At 42.9% G+C, this 19437-nt stretch carries 15 protein-coding genes and 1 riboswitch; of the genes, 11 read left to right on the top strand and 4 right to left on the bottom strand.

Annotation, left to right across the window (positions count from 1 at the left end):
• Window positions 1-3 precede the first annotated feature (3 nt).
• Together FET73_RS04470 and FET73_RS04465 are read right to left on the bottom strand one after the other, a co-directional pair.
• On the bottom strand, window positions 4-1383 hold the full coding sequence (locus FET73_RS04470) for an MATE family efflux transporter (RefSeq protein WP_154222702.1): 1380 nt from the start codon (window positions 1381-1383) through the stop codon (window positions 4-6).
• Window positions 1383-2453, bottom strand: coding sequence for a S1C family serine protease (locus tag FET73_RS04465; protein WP_154222701.1), 1071 nt, complete (start codon window positions 2451-2453; stop codon window positions 1383-1385). The genes FET73_RS04470 and FET73_RS04465 overlap by 1 nt, the downstream gene beginning before the upstream one ends.
• A 258-nt stretch (window positions 2454-2711) precedes the next feature.
• Here FET73_RS04465 and petA point away from each other — a divergent pair, with 258 nt between their 5' ends.
• The 8 genes from petA to FET73_RS04425 all read left to right on the top strand — a co-directional run bounded on the left by petA (window position 2712) and on the right by FET73_RS04425 (window position 13460).
• Window positions 2712-3299 carry a ubiquinol-cytochrome c reductase iron-sulfur subunit gene (petA, locus tag FET73_RS04460; protein ID WP_154222700.1) on the top strand — a complete coding sequence of 196 codons (588 nt, stop codon included), beginning with the start codon at window positions 2712-2714 and terminating at the stop codon, window positions 3297-3299.
• Window positions 3299-4531: a cytochrome b gene (locus FET73_RS04455; RefSeq protein WP_154222699.1), complete on the top strand. Its 1233-nt coding sequence runs from the start codon at window positions 3299-3301 to the stop codon at window positions 4529-4531. The genes petA and FET73_RS04455 overlap by 1 nt, the downstream gene beginning before the upstream one ends.
• Window positions 4531-5271 (top strand): cytochrome c1, encoded by a 741-nt coding sequence (locus FET73_RS04450; RefSeq protein ID WP_154222698.1) that lies wholly within the window; start codon window positions 4531-4533, stop codon window positions 5269-5271. The genes FET73_RS04455 and FET73_RS04450 overlap by 1 nt, the downstream gene beginning before the upstream one ends.
• A gap of 110 nt (window positions 5272-5381) precedes the next feature.
• On the top strand, window positions 5382-6014 hold the full coding sequence (locus FET73_RS04445; protein ID WP_154222697.1) for a glutathione S-transferase N-terminal domain-containing protein: 633 nt from the start codon (window positions 5382-5384) through the stop codon (window positions 6012-6014).
• Entirely contained in the window at window positions 6004-6486 is a 483-nt protein-coding gene (locus FET73_RS04440; RefSeq protein ID WP_179952106.1) for a ClpXP protease specificity-enhancing factor, read from the top strand. The genes FET73_RS04445 and FET73_RS04440 overlap by 11 nt, the downstream gene beginning before the upstream one ends.
• A 1-nt stretch (window position 6487) precedes the next feature.
• Complete coding sequence (locus FET73_RS04435; protein ID WP_154222695.1) at window positions 6488-7678, top strand: mechanosensitive ion channel family protein; 1191 nt, start codon at window positions 6488-6490, stop codon at window positions 7676-7678.
• 39 nt (window positions 7679-7717) lie between these two features.
• A complete protein-coding gene (gene hrpA / locus FET73_RS04430; protein ID WP_154222694.1) occupies window positions 7718-11560 on the top strand; it encodes an ATP-dependent RNA helicase HrpA in 3843 nt (1280 codons plus the stop codon).
• Between the two features lie 151 nt (window positions 11561-11711).
• On the top strand, window positions 11712-13460 hold the full coding sequence (locus tag FET73_RS04425; protein ID WP_154222693.1) for a hypothetical protein: 1749 nt from the start codon (window positions 11712-11714) through the stop codon (window positions 13458-13460).
• Between the two features lie 271 nt (window positions 13461-13731).
• On the opposite strand, the gene FET73_RS04420 is transcribed toward FET73_RS04425, so the two are convergent.
• Window positions 13732-14967: a DUF418 domain-containing protein gene (locus FET73_RS04420; RefSeq protein WP_154222692.1), complete on the bottom strand. Its 1236-nt coding sequence runs from the start codon at window positions 14965-14967 to the stop codon at window positions 13732-13734.
• A gap of 289 nt (window positions 14968-15256) precedes the next feature.
• On the opposite strand from FET73_RS04420, the gene FET73_RS04415 reads away from it, so the two are divergent.
• Window positions 15257-15664, top strand: a complete 408-nt coding sequence (locus FET73_RS04415) for a hypothetical protein (protein WP_154222691.1) — start codon at window positions 15257-15259, stop codon at window positions 15662-15664.
• A gap of 130 nt (window positions 15665-15794) precedes the next feature.
• A complete protein-coding gene (locus FET73_RS04410) occupies window positions 15795-16193 on the top strand; it encodes a hypothetical protein (protein ID WP_154222690.1) in 399 nt (132 codons plus the stop codon).
• Between the two features lie 216 nt (window positions 16194-16409).
• Here FET73_RS04410 and FET73_RS04405 read toward each other — a convergent pair whose 3' ends face one another.
• Window positions 16410-17621, bottom strand: a complete 1212-nt coding sequence (locus tag FET73_RS04405) for a cysteine desulfurase-like protein (protein ID WP_154222689.1) — start codon at window positions 17619-17621, stop codon at window positions 16410-16412.
• 106 nt (window positions 17622-17727) lie between these two features.
• Here FET73_RS04405 and FET73_RS04400 point away from each other — a divergent pair, with 106 nt between their 5' ends.
• The gene (locus FET73_RS04400) at window positions 17728-19086 is read left to right on the top strand and encodes a substrate-binding domain-containing protein (RefSeq protein ID WP_154222688.1); all 1359 of its coding nucleotides are present in this window, start codon (window positions 17728-17730) and stop codon (window positions 19084-19086) included.
• A gap of 97 nt (window positions 19087-19183) precedes the next feature.
• Window positions 19184-19419, top strand: a riboswitch (cobalamin riboswitch).
• The last annotated feature ends 18 nt before the right edge of the window (window positions 19420-19437 follow it).

Raw genomic sequence — 19437 nt, 5'->3', positions numbered from 1 at the left:
ATTTTATTGAGCGTTTTGTTCAAGTTCAATGTTTTTTAATGTATCACCATCAGAATCCACAAATGATTCACAAAACCAGTACATTCCAACCCCCCTGAGAATGAAAAAAAGCGAAAAACTGAGCCAAAGCATGTGGTTCAAGTGATCTGGAAAATAGTAGCTCAGGAGATACCATGTGGGTATAAAGCCAGCAAAAACCGACAATAACATGGCATTTCGCATGGCTTTTGACTGTGTGGTGCCGATACAAAGCCCGTCGTAGACAAAGGCGCTGAAACTGATGACAGGTAGTACAATAACCCAAGGTAAATAGTCCGTTGCTGTTGATCGTATGTTTTCCAAATGGGTTAATTGGTCAATGATACTTTGGCCAAAAAACAAAAACATCAGACTCAAGAATAAAGACATTGTGCCTGCAAAGAACATGCTGGCATAAAAGCTTTCAGCCAGTTGTTTGTGGTTTTTGTTACCTAAATGGCGACCACATATTGATTCTACGGCATGGGCATAACCATCCAAGCCATACGCAGTTAAGTAAAAGAAGTTCATTAATACGGCATTGCTTGCCAAAATCAAGTCGCCCTGAATGGCGCTTTGTTTGGTCATGTAGGTAAAAACCGTAATCAAGCAGGCAGTGCGTATAAATATGTCGCTGTTCAATTTAAAAAAATTAAGCCACGAGTGTTCTGTGTTGTTGGGTGAGTGTTTGCGCCACAGCTGATGAAAGTGATGTTTGTCTAAGATTTGAGATTTGACCAGCCAATAACCACCTAAGGAAACCGCTGACATTTCGCTGATTAATGAACCCAAGGCCACACCCTTGACATCCCAATGGAAAACGAGGACAAACAATGCATCTAATAATATGTTGGTGATTTGCGAGACCAGCATCAGCTTGAGGACTTTGCCGGCTTGATTGGTGGCTAAAAAATAACCATTCATCACAAACAACAACAAGCTGAATGGCATGGCAAAATATCGGATGTGCATATAATCAGTGGCCAGCAATGCCACATCACCACCGTTAGACAACAAATACAGCTGCAAAGGAATCAAAACAGGTTGTAACACAACCAATGATAACCCCAAAAAGGTCGCTAAAAACAGCGCCCTGGCCATGTGTTGAGCCGACTGTGTTGGGTTGTTAGCACCGTGTGACTGGGCTATCAGACCGGTGGTGCTCATGCGAAGAAACCCCAGGCCCCAAAGCAGCATATTTAATGCACTGCTACCGATATTAACCGATGCCAAATAAATTTCAGAGTCAAGGTGGCCCAAAATGGCGGTATCGACAATGCCCAGCAATGGCAAACTGATGGCCGATAAAACCATAGGAACAGCAATGGCATGAACTGGCTTAAACTGATTTTTAAGTTTCAGCATCAAGTTTCAGGGCGGGGTTGTACAGTCAGTTCAACTTCAAATGGCTTGTCATCGCGAATCACGTTGATGATGACTTTATCATCAACTGTCAAAGAATTCAGCTTCTTATCGTATGCAAGAAAGCTGTTAACCGCTTCGCCATCCACATGAGTGATGACGTCATTTTTTTTAATACCAGCAGAGAGGGCGATGCTGTTAGGGTAAACACGTGCCACTTGCACCCCTTTTTCTGGTCGTTTTAAGCCGTAAATAAAGTATATTTCAGGTTTGTAAAAGTAGATGCCAAACCAGCCGCGTCTGACTTCGCCATAGGTGATGATTGAATCTACGATTTGTTTGGTGGTGTTGGATGGGATGGCAAAGTTAATGCCTTCAGCACCATGTTGAATATAGCTGGCGGTGCTTATCCCGACCACTTCACCCAATGAGTTTACCAATGCGCCACCTGAATTGCCTTCGTTGATGGCGGCATCTGTTTGAATAAAGTTTTCATAGCTGCTGATATTCAAGCCTTTGCGGCCTGTGGCACTGATGATACCCAGAGAGACGCTTTGGTTGAGTCCATAAGGGTTACCAATAGCAAGAACTACGTCGCCTGTGTTGCTGTATTCACTGTCTGCGAAGTGTGCAGGGGTTAAGTTATTGGCATCAATTTTAATCACAGCCAAATCTGTTTCTTTGTCTGATCCAACCATTTGCGCTTCAAACAATTCGTTGTTCCACAAAGTGACATAGATTTTGGAAGCCCCCGCGGTGACATGATGGTTGGTGACTATGTGTCCGTCTGGAGAAACAATCACACCAGAGCCAACAAAATTACGGGTCACATATGGCGCTGCGGGCGAAATGCCGGGATTTGAGTTTGGGATTTGAGTGTGACTCTGTACGTAAATGCCGACTACAGCAGGTGCAATGGTTTGAACTGCCTTGGCGTAACTCTGCCCTGTTGCAGGTGTATTGACGCTGTTCTCAGTGTGGCTTGTTATGCGGCCTGTGCTCCACAGGTAAGTAAAGGCGACAGCCAAACCAATGACCACCGACTGGCCAACAAAAATCAGGTGCTTTTTCATCGTCTGAAACGTGTTTAGATAATAGGATATTAGAACATGGACAACCGAAAGTGGGTAAAGTTTTTAGAAAAGTGACATTTGGAACATTTAATAAAAATAAAACGTCGCTATGAAAAGTCGTTAACATCTTGTAAAATTGCGCGGATTTGCTATGTATGTTTGATGTTTTGACTGCGGTCAAGGCAAAATTGATATACTGAATGACAGTTTCTGCCGATACATGTGGGCAGTTTAATTTCAAGATTAGGGGTTATTTCAATGACTGACAACGTCAATAAAAGCCGTCGTAATTTGTTGCTCAGCACATCCGCCGTTGGTGTGGTTGGTGCTGGTTTTGCAGCGGTTCCATTTATAAAGTCCTGGTTGCCATCTGAGCGAGCGAAAGCCGCGGGCGGACCAGTTAAAGCTGACATTTCTAAGGTTGAGCCTGGTCAGATGTTAAACGTTTTGTGGCGTGGACAACCTGTGTTTGTTGTTAACAGAACTGAAGAACAATTGGCAGTTTTACCTACTTTGAATGACCGCTTGAAAGATCCTGAGTCAGAGGGAGCCATTGAGCCTCCTTATGTGAAAAATATCAATCGATCTATCAGGGATAACCTTTTTGTTGTAGTTGGTATTTGTACGCATTTGGGTTGTTCTCCGAAGTTCTACCCAGATTTGGTACCACAACAATTCGACAGTGAATGGAAAGGTGGATTTTTCTGTCCTTGTCACAGTTCACGTTTTGATATTTCTGGCCGCGTATTTGCAGGTTCACCAGCCAGCAGAAACTTAGATGTACCTCCGTACATGTTTTTAGATGACAACACCATCATGATTGGTATGGATGAGGAGAATGCGTGATGGGAACTGAAGCTTCTACACAAAAAGGATTCATGGGTTGGTTGAACAAGCGTTTGCCTGTGACTCAATTCTACAAAGACCATTTGTCAGAATACTACGCACCAAAGAATTTTAATTTTTGGTATTTCTTTGGCTCATTGGCCTTATTGGTTTTGGTTAACCAAATCCTGACGGGTATTTGGTTGACCATGCATTATAAGCCTGATGCGGCACAAGCCTTTGGCATGGTTGAATACATCATGCGCGATGTGCCTTGGGGTTGGTTAATTCGTTATTTACACACCACAGGTGCTTCGGCATTCTTTGTGGTTGTCTATTTCCATATGTTCCGTGGCCTCTTATATGGTTCATACAAGAACCCACGTGAGCTGGTATGGGTCTTCGGTATGATCATTTATTTGGCTTTAATGGCTGAAGCCTTTATGGGTTATGTATTGCCTTGGGGTAACATGTCATACTGGGGTGCTAAAGTGATCACTCAACTGTTCGGTGCGGTTCCATTTATTGGTGATTCATTGGTTGAATGGGTGCGTGGTGATTACCTGATTTCAGATGCGACCTTGAATCGTTTCTTTGCTTTGCATGTGGTTGCATTGCCTTTGGCTATTGTTGCTTTGGTTGTGTTGCACATTGCTGCATTGCACACTGTGGGTTCTAACAACCCAGAAGGTGTTGATATCAAGAAACACAAAGATGAAAATGGCAAGCCATTAGATGGCATTCCATTCCACCCTTATTACTCTGTTAAAGACATATTTGGTGTGGGTTGTTTCTTGTTGGTGTTCTTGTTTATTGTGTTTGTTAAGCCTGATTTTGGTGGCTTGTTTTTAGAGCATGATAACTATGTACCAGCAAACCCAGCCGTGACACCTGCGCTAATTAAGCCAGTGTGGTATTTCACACCTTTCTATGCCATGTTGCGTGCAGTTCCAGATTTGCAGTTGGGTGCTTTGGTGATGTTGTTGGCAATCGTGGTATTGTTCTTCTTGCCATGGATTGATCGTTCTCCTGTGAAATCGATTCGTTATAGAAGGTGGCCTTACAAGGTGGCTTTGGGTGGCTTTGCTTTGTCTTTTGTTGCCTTGGGTTGGCTCGGCATGCAGGCAGCAACAGAAACTTACAAACTGATGGCACAACTCTTTACCGTTTATTACTTTGGTTATTTCATTTGGCTGTTTTTCTACAGCGGCAATGAAAAATACCATGAAGTACCAGAGAGGATTGAACACTGATGAAAAAGATTATTATTTTATTGTTGGCTTTGAGCGCATCTTCGATGTCAATCGCAGCCGGTGACAGCTTTGTTAATGAAAAAGCACACAACAACATCCGTTCAACAGATTCGTTAAGACGTGGTGCCAAAACATATATGAATTACTGTATGGGCTGCCATTCCATGAATTTTCAGCGTTACAACCGTGTGGCAAAAGATTTAGATCTGACAGAAGATGAGATGATGGAGTCATTGGTTTTAACAGATGCAAAATTTGTTGATAAGATGGAAATTGCCATGACTGAAGAGCAAGGCAACAAGTGGTTTGGTAAAGCAGGTCCAGATTTGACTGTGATTGCCAAAGCGCGTGGTGTTGATTGGTTGTTCAGTTATTTGGTTAATTTTTATCAAGATGAAAAGCAAGCCAACGGTTGGAACAATTTAACATTGCCCAATGCTGCCATGCCTCACATTTTGTGGGAAATGCAAGGTATTCAAAAGGCTAACTTTGTTGTTGAAACTGATAAAGATGGCAATGAACACGAAGTGTTTAAAAATTTTGATCAAATAGCTGAAGGCAGCATGAGCCAAGAAGAATACAGAGACACAGTGCGTGACTTGGTTAACTTCTTAGATTATTCATCAGAGCCAGCAAAATTAATCAGAATGTCTTATGCGCCTTGGGTGTTGTTATTTGTGTCAATATTTACATTTTTGGCCTACATGTTAAAGGTCAATTACTTCAGAGATGTACACTGATTTAACAAATCATTAATGATTTGATATACTGCAAGGCTTCTGGGGCATCTGCCCCAGAAGCCTTTTTTATTTAAAGGTTCAATATAAGCCTAAAACAGGAGGACTATCAGGTGTCAATTATCGAACGCGGACGTTCCTTGATAACGATTTATTCTGAAAAAGAATCTTTTGATTCTCACCGAATCAGATTTTTGTTAGCAACTAAAAACATCAATTGTAAAATCATAGATGTCGATAAAAACAATTTGCCAGAAGACTTGTTGTCTCGTGGTGAAGATGTAGAAATTCCAGCACTCATAGATCGAGATATGTTGTTGTATGGCGTCAGTGTCATCACAGAATATTTAGATGAGCGCTACCCCCATCCTCCACTGATGCCACCAGATCCAATGACCCGAGCCCGTTTGCGTTTCACAGCTTACCGCTTGGACAATGGTTGGTTCACTTATGTCAATAAGATTGAACAGTCGGTTGGAGACAATCGAAAAAAATTGATTACTGAATTGAGTGAGGAATTGGCATCACATGAGTCATTATTTGCAGAGCATGACTATTTTATGAGTCCTGACATGACATTGGTTGATACACACTTGATTCCTTTTTTATGGCGTTTAGAGCATTACGGTTTGGACTGGGAAGCATTACCTAAATCATTGCGAAACTATGCCCATCGCATGTTCCAAAGTAATGCGTTCAAAAAGTCGATCACTGAGACTGAAAGAGAATATAGATTTGATTTTTGATCCCGACATGACGCCCGTAAAGCCTTATTTTATTCAAGCTTTGCACCAATGGATTTCAGACAATGGTTTGACCCCTTTGATTGTGGTTGATGCCAATTTCGAAGGGTTGCGTGTGCCACCAGGAATTGACGATGAGGGTAAAATTACCCTCAATGTTTCCTGGGGTGCAACAGACCATTTGAATATGGATGAAGAGTTGATGACTTTTTCAGCTCGATTTTCAGGACGCTCTCAAGCTTTGATTGTACCGATGGAATCTATCATCAGTATTTTTGCCCGTGAAAACAGCAAGGGCATGGTTTTTGAAGTGGAAACGGAGCCGTCACAGTCGACTTCAACAGCTAAAGAAGGGGCAGAGCCAACTTTAAAAGAAGCTAAAGATACTGAAAGCCAAGAGAAAACGCCCCAAAAATCAAAACCAAAAGAGAACAAGCCCAGCGGCAAAAGACCCCACTTAACTATTGTAGACTGATATGCATCAAGAAGACGGCAAAGCCAACACTCAAGAAACTCCCGCGACAGAAAATGCTGCCAATGAGGTTCCAGATGTAACCGCAGTTATAGAAGGGATAGAGAGTTACTTGCCTGAATCTATGCAAGGCTATTGGCAACAAATACAAGATGTGCCTTTTGTGGGCTTTTTTGTGCTACTGGCCTTGGGTTATTTGTTTGCCAAAATAGGTATATGGCTCTTTAGCAAAGTAACCATGCAGTTAACCAAGCGAACGAAAACTGATTTGGATGACCACTTGATAGACGTGTTAAGAAAGCCGATGTTTTTAACGGTGTTTCTGTTCTTCATGGGTATGGGTGTGAAAACTCTGGGTTTGTCTGCGTCAATGGAAACCAACTTGATTCGCATTCTGGCATCCATCGTTGCATTCACCTGGATGATGCGTGGATTCCGCGTACTGCATTTGTTGTTAGACAGCTTGTCACGGGTCAAAAATAAATACGAAATCATTCAGCCCAAAACCATACCATTGTTTGAATTGGTAGGCAAGCTGCTTCTGATCGGCTTGGGTTCATACGTATTGTTGTTGGTTTGGGGTATTAACCCAACCGCATGGCTGGCTTCAGCGGGTGTAGTGGGTATTGCTGTTGGTTTTGCAGCCAAAGATACATTGGCCAATTTATTTTCGGGTTTCTTTATCATTGCTGACTCTCCTTACAAGGTCGGTGACTTTGTTATCTTGTCTTCAGGAGAGCGCGGTGAAGTGACCCATGTGGGTATTCGCTCAACGCGATTATTAACCCGTGATGACATTGAAATTACAGTGCCTAATAATGTGATTGGCAATGCCAAAATCGTCAATGAAAGCTCAGGTCGTTGGGAAAAAAGTCGAATAAGGGTTAAAGTGGGTGCTGCTTATGGCTCTGACTTAAAACAAGTGTGTGATGTATTGGTTAAAGTGGCTCAGTCGCACTCAGAAGTTTTACAGGATCCGGCTCCACGAGTTCGCATGCGTGAGTTTGGCGCATCCAGTTTAGATTTTGAGTTGCTGGCGTGGATTGCCCAACCTGTGTTACGTGGTCGAATGAGACACGAGTTACACATGGCGGTATACGACGCATTCAATGAAGCGGGTATTGAAATTCCATATGCCAAGCAAGATTTGTATATCAAAGAATTTCCTCATCCGAAACAAGACAGCCAAAACTGAAGTTAGGGTAAATTAATCGTCGCTTGTAATTAATGATCCATGAAAGCAGAAATCAAAAAGCTGGTGGCGCAGATGCCAGGTCATGTGATGCGGAACGAATTGTTTCAGCTCAAACGCGCACTGAACAAAAGCCAAAACAGTAAGGTTCAAAAAAATAAAACCCAAAACAATAAAACACTGACAAAAACACTGGCAGCTATAGAACAAGCCCGACTCGCTTGTAGTAAACGCTGGGAAAGTAAACCAGCAGTGCCTTTGGCTGAAGACCTGCCCGTCAGCCAACAAGCCGATGTCATCATCGAAACCATTCAGAACAACCAAATCACCATCATTGCTGGTGAAACGGGATCTGGAAAAACCACACAAATCCCGAAACTTTGCCTCAAGGCAGGCCTGGGTAAAACCGGTCAAATCGCCTGTACACAACCGAGAAGGATTGCTGCCAAGTCGGTGGCGCAACGAGTTGCAGATGAAATGAAAACCCCACTCGGTACAGCCGTGGGTTATCAAGTTCGCTTTGATGAAAAATACGACCCTAAAGGTTGGGTGAGATTCATGACGGATGGTATTTTGTTGCAACAAACTTTGCGCGACAAATGGCTCAATGATTATGATGCCATCATCATTGATGAGGCACATGAGCGCAGTTTGAACATCGATTTCTTACTGGGCTTTTTGAAACAATTGGCTGACAAAAGGCCAGACCTCAAACTCATCATCACATCGGCCACCATCGATACCGACAAATTTTCTAAACATTTCAATGACGCACCCATCATCAATGTATCGGGCCGTTCTTATCCAGTGGATGTGCATTACCGACCTTTGGATGAAAAGAACATTGAATTGAATCAGGGCATCATCCGTTCCTTGGACGAAATCTATGCCATGGAAGATTCCGAAGGTGGTGGTGACGTGTTGATTTTCTTGCCTGGTGAGCGAGAAATCAATGAAGCCATGGATCAACTCAAGCGTAAACAATTTCCCAACACCGAAGTGCTGCCTTTGTATGCGCGCTTGACCAGTCAGGAACAGATGCGCATATTCAATCCAGAGTACAAAAGACGCATCATCCTTAGTACCAACGTAGCTGAAACTTCTTTAACTTTGCCGCGCATTCATTATGTGATTGATTCAGGTTTGGCGCGCATCAGTCGATATTCTGCCCGCAGCAAGATTCAAGGTTTACAGGTTGAGCCGATTGCCCAAGACAGTGCCAATCAACGTAAAGGCCGTTGTGGGCGTATTGCCGATGGCCATTGTTTCAGACTCTACAGCGAAGATGATTTTGAGGCACGGCCAGAACACACAGATGCAGAAATCCTGCGCACCTCATTGGCCTCCGTTATTCTACAAACGCATGTGTTGAAATTGGGTCATTTGGCGGATTTTCCTTTTATTGATGTGCCTGACTACAAAATGATCAACGACGGTTATCAGTTGTTGACTGAACTGGAAGCTTTGGATGAAGGGCAGCAATTGACCGCTGTTGGTCGCACCATGGCGCATTTGCCGATAGATGTGCAGTTGGGTCGAATTCTGATTAAGGCCAATCAAGTGGGTGCATTAAAAGAGGCATTGATTATCGTCTCCGCCTTGTCAATCCAAGATCCACGAGAGCGGCCATTGGATTGGGCGCAAGCAGCTGACAAGGCGCACCAAAAATATGCCAACGACGATTCAGACTTCATGTCATTGTTGACGATGTGGAAGGTACTGAACCAAACACGCAAAGACCTGAAGAACAAAGCCTTCAAAGATTGGTGTAGAAAACATTTTATTTCGATCAAACGCTACATGGAGTGGCGTGACATTCACCGCCAGCTGAGTAATTTGGTCAAGCAACAAAAAATGCGCTTGAGTGACCAGAAAGCCGATTATGAGCAAATACACAAAGCCCTGTTGTCAGGTTTTATTTCGCATGTGGGAGTCAACCAAACCGATCGAGATTACCTTGGCACCAGAAATAAAAAATTCATGATTTTCCCGGGCTCAGGTTTGTTCAATACTTTGCCCAAATGGATCATGGCAGCACAGATTGTTCACACATCACAAGTCTTCGCTCGCATGGTGGCGAAAGTCGAAGCTGCTTGGATAAAAGACGTGGGTAAGCACCTGATACAAGCCCGTGTTTATGACCCCTTCTGGTCAAAGAAACAAGGCAGCGTGATGGGCTATCAGCGTGTGGTGATGCTGGGTATGACCTTAGAAGAAAAACAGCGCGTACATTACGGCCCCAAAGACGTAAAAACTTCACGCCATCTATTCATCGAAAAAGGCCTGGTGGAACAAAACATGCAAAACCGCTTGGGTTTTTATCACCACAACGCCAAACAAATTGCGTCGATTCATGCCGAAGAAGATCGCCACCGCAAAAAAGACCTGATGATAGATCAAGGCCGCTTGTATGATCTTTACGATGCAGTGATACCTGAGAACATGTATTCCGAAGCACAGTTGCGCCGTTGGGTGAAAAAGCACGGTGATGAATCGCTCAGGTTCGGCCCTGAGCAACTCTACCGCTCACAAGCAGAAGTACCACAAGCCACGGCATTCCCTGAAAAAATTAAAATCCGTGCGCTGAGCATCAAAGCCAGCTACCAGTTTGAACCTGGCCATGAAGCAGATGGCATCACTGTGCATTTACCACTTTCGTGGTTGAATGCCTTGAACGCCAATGATTTTGAATTCTTGGTACCGGGTTTGTTGGTAGAAAAAATTGAAACATTAATCAAAGGTCTGCCCAAAAGCATGCGACGTGGCCTGATTCCCGCGCGCAATTATGCCGAATTGTTGGCAGAACAGCTGGACCCGGAAAAAGAATTTTATATGCAAGTGGTCTTACTAGTCAAAAAGATCAATGGCTTGGTGACTCAGTTGAAAGACTGGACACAGATTCAATTGCCAGATCATTTGCGTATGCGCTTTGAAGTGCATGATGAAAAAGGCAAAATACTCAAAGTCAGCCGCAACTTTGTTGATTTGAGTGAAGGCTTTAAAAAGCAAGCAAACAAGTCATTCCAAAAATCAGCCAGTCAAAGTCGAGAAATCAAAGGCGCGATGGATTGGGTGTTTGGTGAAATAGAATCTGAAGTGCTGTTGGACAATGGCCTGTTGGCCTATCCAGCCGTTGTGGACCAAGGCAAATCTGTGGGTTTACAGTTATTTGAAACCGAACACCAAGCGAAACACAAACACCGCGCCGGCATCAAAAAGCTGCTCCAAATCAAATACCCCAAAATTTTCAAACAGGCCTTGCACGCGACCACAGATTTAAAAGCCAACATGGCTTGGCAATCACTTGACACAGGAAACACGTTGAACCATGACTTGATGATGGCATTGGTCGATAAACACTTGGCTGAACAACCGCGCGCCTTGAGTCAAAAAAGTTTCGATGCGGTAGCCGATGTGCTCAAATCGAAGCTTTATAAAAGCAGTTACGATTGGCTACAAAAGGTCAATCCGATTTTAAGCCAATGGTATGAATGCTGGCAGTTCTTGGAACAAAAATCAGCACATTTGACAGAAGCCAGCTACGAAGACATGCAGTACCAGTTGGATTATTTGATTTATGCCGATTGCTTTGAACACATACAGTTTGAACAGCTCATACATTTCCCTCGATTCATCAAAGGCCTACACCAAAGGATAGAAACGGCCCTTCATTCACCTGCCAAAGAAGCCCAAAAACTAGAACAATTAAAACGCGTCAGCTTGGACTTTTATAAGCAATGCGAACAAGTCGATGTCTTCACCGAAAAACACCAAGCTTGCTTGATGCTACTCGAAGAATACCGCATCTCCTTGTTCGCTCAGAACCTTGGTACCAAACAAAAAGTCTCGGAAAAACGCTTGAAAGCGGCCTTATTAGATTTATAGCTCCCTGATTGTTTATGCTGTTTCGATTGTGAAAATAACGTTCCGAGATCGGCCTAGTAAAGCAGTCACTGAAAATATGAAATAAACAATAAGTTGGTGCTTTTATCAAAGATACTTTGCTACAATTTCTATTGTTTTTTCTGAGCTTTTCATGCAACCAATTACACTCATTATTTCATTGCTGACGCTATTATTGACCTTTTCTGCGCATGCCGCAGGCCCTATTCGTACATTTTTGGGAGGCCCCTGCACACCGCTAAAGAGCAATCCCGATATATGTAGAGAAGCCAATGAACGTTGGTTGGTGATGAAATCTGACCGCTCAGGTACAAAAGTTATTGGCTTTGTCAAAACCCAACCAGGTAAAAAAAAGCTAAAGAAAGCATCACGTTCATTTGGATTTCGTGGAAAAATGATCAAACGTGACAAAAAATATTATCAATCAAAGAATGCCTGGGGTTTGATCGAAACCAATGGAGATAAGCCAATTGAACCACCAATTTATCGCCAAATAATTCCAATCTCTGACCAATATGCATTGGCTCAACCACATGATCTTCATAGCGTTTATGACAGCCCTTACTATTTGGTTCCGATAGATGGGAAAACCACAAAACTTGGAAAGCCGGTTGGCAAAAAGAACATCCTTTATTTTGTGGGTGGTTATTCAATGCAAAACCCGATCAAAGTGTTTGTTAATCGAGGAAGATCAGAAATGTCCCCCAATAAAAATACCCACAACATCGAACAACTGGGACCGGATGGTAAGTTGGTGGCCAGCTACGACAACATCATCGTAACAGATGCTAAATTAACTTTTTTTACACAAGATGAAACGGGGTTGGTGTTTGCCAAAGGGATTGACCCAAAAACTGGGCATGAAGTATCGATGCGCTGGGGGCCCATGGGCGATTTTCTGGGTTATTTCCCCAAAGTAGATTTTATCGAAACTTTCTATGACCTTGGTCGAGAAAAGTCAAGAAGCTATTTGATGCAAGCAATTGGTCGGCTTCCTATCAAAACTGATCTGCCTAACCAAACCATTTACTTGCCTCTTGATGCCAATGGTGAGCCTGTTACAGGCCCTGATAATTTTATAGGTATGACGCCTCTGTACGACAACAAATGGTACTACGATACAAAAATACAGAAACACAAAGACTGGTTACTCATTTATCAAACACCTAACGGATTCAGTTATAAAATTGCTGGTGTTGCCAGCAAACCAGTTGGGAAAAACTCAGTCCATTCGCCCATCAGTATTTTGGCTTCAGAGGCTGACTATGTCATGCTTGCTGGTTTTGATTACCGCCGAGAATTTCGTAACCTGGATTTGCCTTACATCAAACACATCTGGGATTCGAATTTTATTCAGTTTTACTCGGCATATGAAGCAGATGGTGTAACACCCAAACCCAATGCATACCCAAAAAATTGGCACATATTCCCCAATTACCACAGAAGGCATAATGTATTAAACGTTGATGAAAAAGTATATTATTCCAAAATACAAGGACCAAATAAAAAAGGTTGGAAAGAGAAGTACAGTGCTATTCAGTACTCATATCAAGACACTTTGGATTTTCGTGCGGATCAACTGGAACGTAAAAGGGCCCATGAACAAAGGATAGCAGAGGCCAGACAGCGTCGAGATGAAGAATATAAACTTGCAATGGAAGCAGCTCAACGCGAATGGCAAGAACAGCAAGCTTATCTGGCGGCACATCCTAAACAAAATCAAAAAAGCTGGTCAGAAAAGTTTGCACAAGGGCTCAACGCATGGGGTGAATCAATGAGGAAACAATCACAGCAAAATAACAATAACAGAAACAGTGGCTACCGAACCGAATGTTATAACAACTACGATGGTACAGAAACCTGCTACACCTCAAAAAAATAATTAAGCAAGCGCTGGCTTAGACTGTTCGGTTCCTCTGTATTTTGATTGGGGAACCGGAAAATCACATACCAAATAATGTCCACAACCGTACTATTTTTAGGGTAAACAAGATGGTTGGATGGAATCGGCAAAAGTATCTGAACCTCTGAATTGTTAAATTCACATGGCGTCAACTCATATTCCAATCAATTAACTTCAAATTTTTCTCTGGAGCTTAGGAACGAGATGAGGTGTTGTCATCAATGGTGTGAAGCAACAGTTTGCTTTTAGTTCACCGCTTGATCGGCAATCGCTTGCCATAAGTTAAACAACGCCAAATCCATTCAGCCGGTCCAAATCTGAATCGTTTAAGCCACAATGTAGATAAAACCGTTTGGGTTACTATGATGGCCACAGCCAGCGGCAGCAAAATATAAGGTGAATATTGTGTGCCTAGACCGAAGCCGATGCCATAGAAGATGATCATGGCTATGATTGTTTGAGTCAGGTAATTGGTCAATGCCATGCGGCCAGGCGCTGCAAAGAGGTTCAGAACCTTTGGCGCTTTATGCCACAACAAGGCGAAGGCGGCAACATAAGCCAAAGCCATGGGAAAAACACACAAGGTATAAGCCAATACAGACAGTAATCCATTGGTACTGTGTGAACTGAAAATACTTAAACCACCCAAATGGCTAAGCCATAAACTCGCTGGTATGCCAATGACCAAACCAATAATCAACAAACGTTTTTGTAGTACAGTGTTTTCAAGCAACTGGCCTTTGATTAACTGACGCCCTGCCCACATGCCAATCAGCATGATGCCCAAGACTTTAGGAATTCGCCAACTTTCGATCAAATAACCCAGCCTGAAATAAGCCATACCTTTTTGAGTTTCATAAAATACGCCCCAATCTGTTGTGCTTAAATTCAAGGCAAATCCTTGAAAGAAAAAAGGTAAGCTGCCATCACCGCCCAAAGCCACACTGGTTTTTTCGTAAATGCCCAGATCAGGGTCAATACCCAATTGCCAGAATAAAGTATAGCCAAGCAATGGTAACAACAAGAGTAAAAAGCCAAGTATCAAAACGGCTTTGTCGCTTAAACCCCTTAAAAGAAACAAGCACAAGCCCATCACCGCATACAAAGCCAGGATATCGCCCTGCCAAAGTAAGAATATATGAATCACGCCAATCAAAAACAAATAAAACAAACGGCGTAGGTAAGCGCTGGCTTTGCCATTGGCTTGGGTCAATCGTTCCAGTTGCAAAGCAAAGCCGATACCAAATAGTAGGCTGAAAATGGTATAAAAACGACCATCGACGGTCATGGTTATGAAAAGGTCATAAATATCAGCGAAATCGATGTTTTGTTTTACAGGAGGTGGCAAAGTAATCCAGCCACTGAATACCGAAAGATTGGCCAAGCAAATGCCAAATAAGGCAAATCCCCTTAAGGCATCAAGAATGTGGTACCGTTGCTTGATGGTTGGTGAGAATTCGGCTGTTGACTGGTTTGTTAATGACATCTATATATTGTATATCAAAACACTTGTGAAATGGGGTGTTCGGATATTCAAACGCCAGCTGCTAAATTTTGCAAGGGTGGGCTCCGCCCACCACAAATCTTAAAAACAAAAAAACGCGTTTTTACCCCGGTATTTTCAGATAAAAACGCATTTTTAGGTGATTATGGACACAAAAAACAACCCCATGCGGATGTAAGTGATTAATTTTTTCAATTTGCTGGTGTCAATATAGGGTTATAATGTGTGTTTAATAAATTGTTAGGCAAGGGGCCCGATGAGAGTACGGAAGTTGAGTCTGAGCGTTTTCCTATCGGATGAAGAACTATCTATTATAAGAAATGTAATTGTAGCGTGGGGAAAGTCCCAAGCTATTGCTAATGACTTCGACGGCTCAAAACTTCATCAGCTTTTTGATTCTTGGGCTGAATTCGTTGACACCGATTGGGATGGTTGGGATACCTCCGAATACAATCACGATTTAGGAGTGCGGTATTGGCTTCAGCTGGTACTTGAGAATGCGGGCAGCGAAAATAGCACGAGCTTGCAAGAAGCATTGAAGCCAATAGATGATCGCTTCATTAAGGCAGCTCACAAATGTGGTTTACTTCGCTCAGGCAATGATTCAGTCTTTAATGAAGAAAGCTACTTCTGGCAGAATTCTAGTATTCATCCAGAAATAGGATTGTCAAATACCTAACAAACGGCTGCAGCGCGAAGTCCAACACTCCAATTGCCTTGTATTGGATCGCTTCGCTCTCAATTTAACACAAGGCAACTTCCGCGTTGTGCTCGGCTGAGCAGGGCGTTATACGTATCTTAGGGATTAGATGAAACCTGAAATTATCGATTCAAATTGGCCTAACGCATTACGTTGGTTTTTAGTTCAAAATACAGAAAAGTTTTGTCCCTGGTATTTTCTTTCTCAGCCAAAAGAGTTTGCTTTTGCTGCACAGGCCTTTTCTAATGAAGACATCAAAAATAGAAAAGTATTTGTATTCGCTCGTAGACAAGACCAAGATAAATTTGCAGGCTTAGAAATTAGTAATGGCTTAGTTACAGACAAAGTCTTAGTGTTTCATCCGACATTTACCACAGGTAAATCTAAGCGAGATTGGGATATTATTAATGCGGAATTCGAAGATGTATTTGGTTTTCTTTCGCACCAAATAGTTTCAGACATGAAAGATTGGGCGCTGACAGAAGATGCAATCGAACTTTTTGAGTAGTGTAGAGAGGGCTCTGCCCATTAAAATATAAAATGGTGGGCAGAGCTACCCTACCTTGCCGGCATCATCAAAAAACACACCCCTAAGTCCCCTCTCGAGAGGGGATTTAGGGGTGTGTCATCTTTGAAAGTTTTTCTTTCCATATTCACACATAAAAGCAATTTTGATTCAAAAAGGTTTTATCGAATTAACTCAACATGATTGAAATTTTACGAGTTAAACAACCTCACCCAAAACCCCAATCAGCTTTTCAACCTCAGCTTCGGTGTTGTAATGCGCCAAGCTGATGCGTACCACGCCATTTTGCTCAGCCAGACCTAGGGTTTTAATCAATTCGACAGCGTAAAAATCACCAAAGCGGATGCCGATTTGGTGTGGGTCAACGGCTTCTACGATGTCTTTGGAATTCATGATTTCGTGGACAAAAGACAAGGTGGCGACTCGCTGTTCGGGGTCGGATGTGTTGGCACCGATGATGCGTAGCTGTGGTTTGGTGGCAATGAAATCCACCAGCTTTTGTACCAATCGCGCTTCATGTACAGCAATTTGTTGAAAGGCTAGCGACAAATGTGACCTGCTCAATTTGCCTGAAGAATTGCCCAGTCGACACAAATATTCAACCACGCCCTTGAGACCATAAGCCAGTTCATAATTGACGTTGCCGGGCTGGAATTTATAGGGCGAGGTGGTGATGAATTCGTGATTTAAACCGGGCATGTCTTCAAGCAAAGCTTGCTTGCCATACATCACGGCTTGGTGTGGACCAAAGGTTTTGTAGGTGCTGAACACGTAGTAATCGACATCCCAATCCTGTACGTCAATGGAACGGTGTGGTGCAAATGCCACGCCATCGACACAGATTTGAGCGCCTTGGTCATGAACCAGTTGGGCCCAATCTTTGATCGGGTTGATGTTGCCCAGCACATTGGACACATGAGTGACGCAGACCATGCGGGTTTTGTCGGTCATCAAGTCCAATAAATCGTCGGTTTCTAACTGCATGCTGTTGGTATTGATGCACCATGTTTTGATGACAAAAGCTTGTTTTGCCAGGGAATTCCAGCAGGCGCGGTTAGCCTCGTGATCGACATCGGTGATGATGATTTCATCGCCTTTTTGCCATTGTTTTGAAATACACAGGCTCAAGATGTGCAACAATGCCGTGGTCGATGGGCCGATAATGACTTCCTCTTTTGCCTTGGCATTGATCCACAGCTGCACCGAGGCCACGGCATCGTCCAATGCTTCGCCTGCAGCTTGCGAAGTCGTGTAACTGGCGCCCAATTGAACATCGTGGTTGATCAAGTAATGACCGATGCGGTCAACAACGGTTTGTAAAGTTTGCGAGCCACCGGCATTGTCCATCAGGATCATGTCGTTGTTAAGGCCAGGAAATTGTGAGCGTACGAAATCTATTGGAAAAGTCATGGGTTTTTATGTTGTTGCCAGTCAATATACTGCAACAGATTGTGCAGCCATATGGCGAAGCTGTCAATGCCAAAAAGTCATGGTGATTGTCACATGATCGTCATTAATGTTTTCAACAATAGCGGTTGTTTTGATTTTGGTTGTATTGATGCAAAAGTTTTGGTTGTTATTGATTGTGATGTGGATAAGCACCGCTCAAACTGAAGAAATATTAACCCTTCATGGTTCAAATACAGTGGGCGCTGATTTGGCACCGCGGCTGGCGGGCGATTATTTAGAAAAATTGGGTGCGGTTCATATAGAAAAAGTCATGAAGTCAAATGCCAATGAAATGGTCATAACCGGTTATTTTAATACGCAAAGCAGTAAAAGCATCTCCATACATGCACATGGTTCATCAACAGGTTTTAAGGGTTTAATAGGGCAAGCTGCAGATATAGCCATGTCATCTAGGCCAATCAAACACGAAGAAAATTTGATGTTGATGGGTCTCTGGGGTGATTTAACGACTCCGGTAAATGAACATGTGATTGCCCTAGATGGCTTGGCGATAGTCACACATGAAAGTAATGTTGTGAAAAGCTTAACTTTGTCCGAATTGGCCGCGGTTTTTTCAGGAGAAATAAATAATTGGAAGCAACTGGGTGGGTTGGATTTGGCCATAAACCTATATGCAAGAGATGATGTTTCGGGTACTTATGACACTTTCAAATCGCTGGTGTTAAAAAGTCATAAAAAGAAGTTAAGCCAAGATGCCAAACGATTTGAATCTAACAGTCAATTGGTGGAACAGGTGATGCAAGACCAAGGTGGAATTGGATTCACGGGTTTGGCTTATGCACCTGATCAGGTATTGGTTAAAATTGCGGCAGCAAAGGGTTTGCCTGAAATAAAACCAGACATTTTTTCAGTAGCCTCTGAAGACTATCCACTGGCCAGGCGTTTGTTCTTGTATGGAAATACGGAAAAAAATAGTAACCCTCATGTGGCGAAATTTATTGAATTTGCTAAAACCCTTTCATCACAAAAGGTCGTTGCTAATGTGGGATTCGTAGCACAACAGATAAGCGAGTCTCAGTTGATTTTAAATGATGATGCGCCTGAAGCATATCGGCAGTTGGCGCAGCAAGCGAACAGGTTATCAACCACTTTCCGATTGCGTGCTGAGCGGGCGACGATTGATACCAAGTCGATGCAGGACATCAAGCGGCTGGTGGCATATTTTGAAAAGTTGTCACCTAAAAAGATCATTCTTGTCGGCTTTTCTGCAGATGAGTCAGGACCTGAACGAAACCAAAAGCGGGCCTATATTCGAAGTAAATTACTCGCCTATGAACTCCGACAATATGGTTTCAGGAATGTGGAAATTATTTCCATGGGTTCGCAGCTTCCCATAGACAGTAACCAAAGCGCACAAGGCAGATTTAAAAACAACCGCACTGAGATTTGGGTCAGTCGTTCATGATTCAGGATGGCTTTAAAAAACACAAAATGCTTCCTTTAGCCACTAAGCCAGACTTATTTGTTCTATTGATTGACAAAGTCAGTGGTCACTTCTATCATGCGCGACACAGCAAACAGGTGTCGAATGTTTTGAATTATGGCATTCGGTGAAACGGGAAGTTGGTGCATTGCATTTTTGAATTGTAATAACCCCAACACTGCCCCCGCAACGGTAAATGATTGTTATTGCTCATTAAGTAAAGCCACTGTGACGATGTCATGGGAAGGCTGTGCTTTTAAAAAGTAATGATTTGAATTCATGAGTCCGGAGACCGGCCTGTTTAATATTTTTTGGATACATTCCATTTTTTAG

The organism is Marinicella rhabdoformis (genome assembly GCF_009671245.1).
Classification (GTDB): Bacteria; Pseudomonadota; Gammaproteobacteria; order Xanthomonadales; family Marinicellaceae; genus Marinicella; species Marinicella rhabdoformis.
Note: the sequence above shows the minus strand (reverse complement) of the source record. Positions and strands in the feature narration are given on the sequence as shown.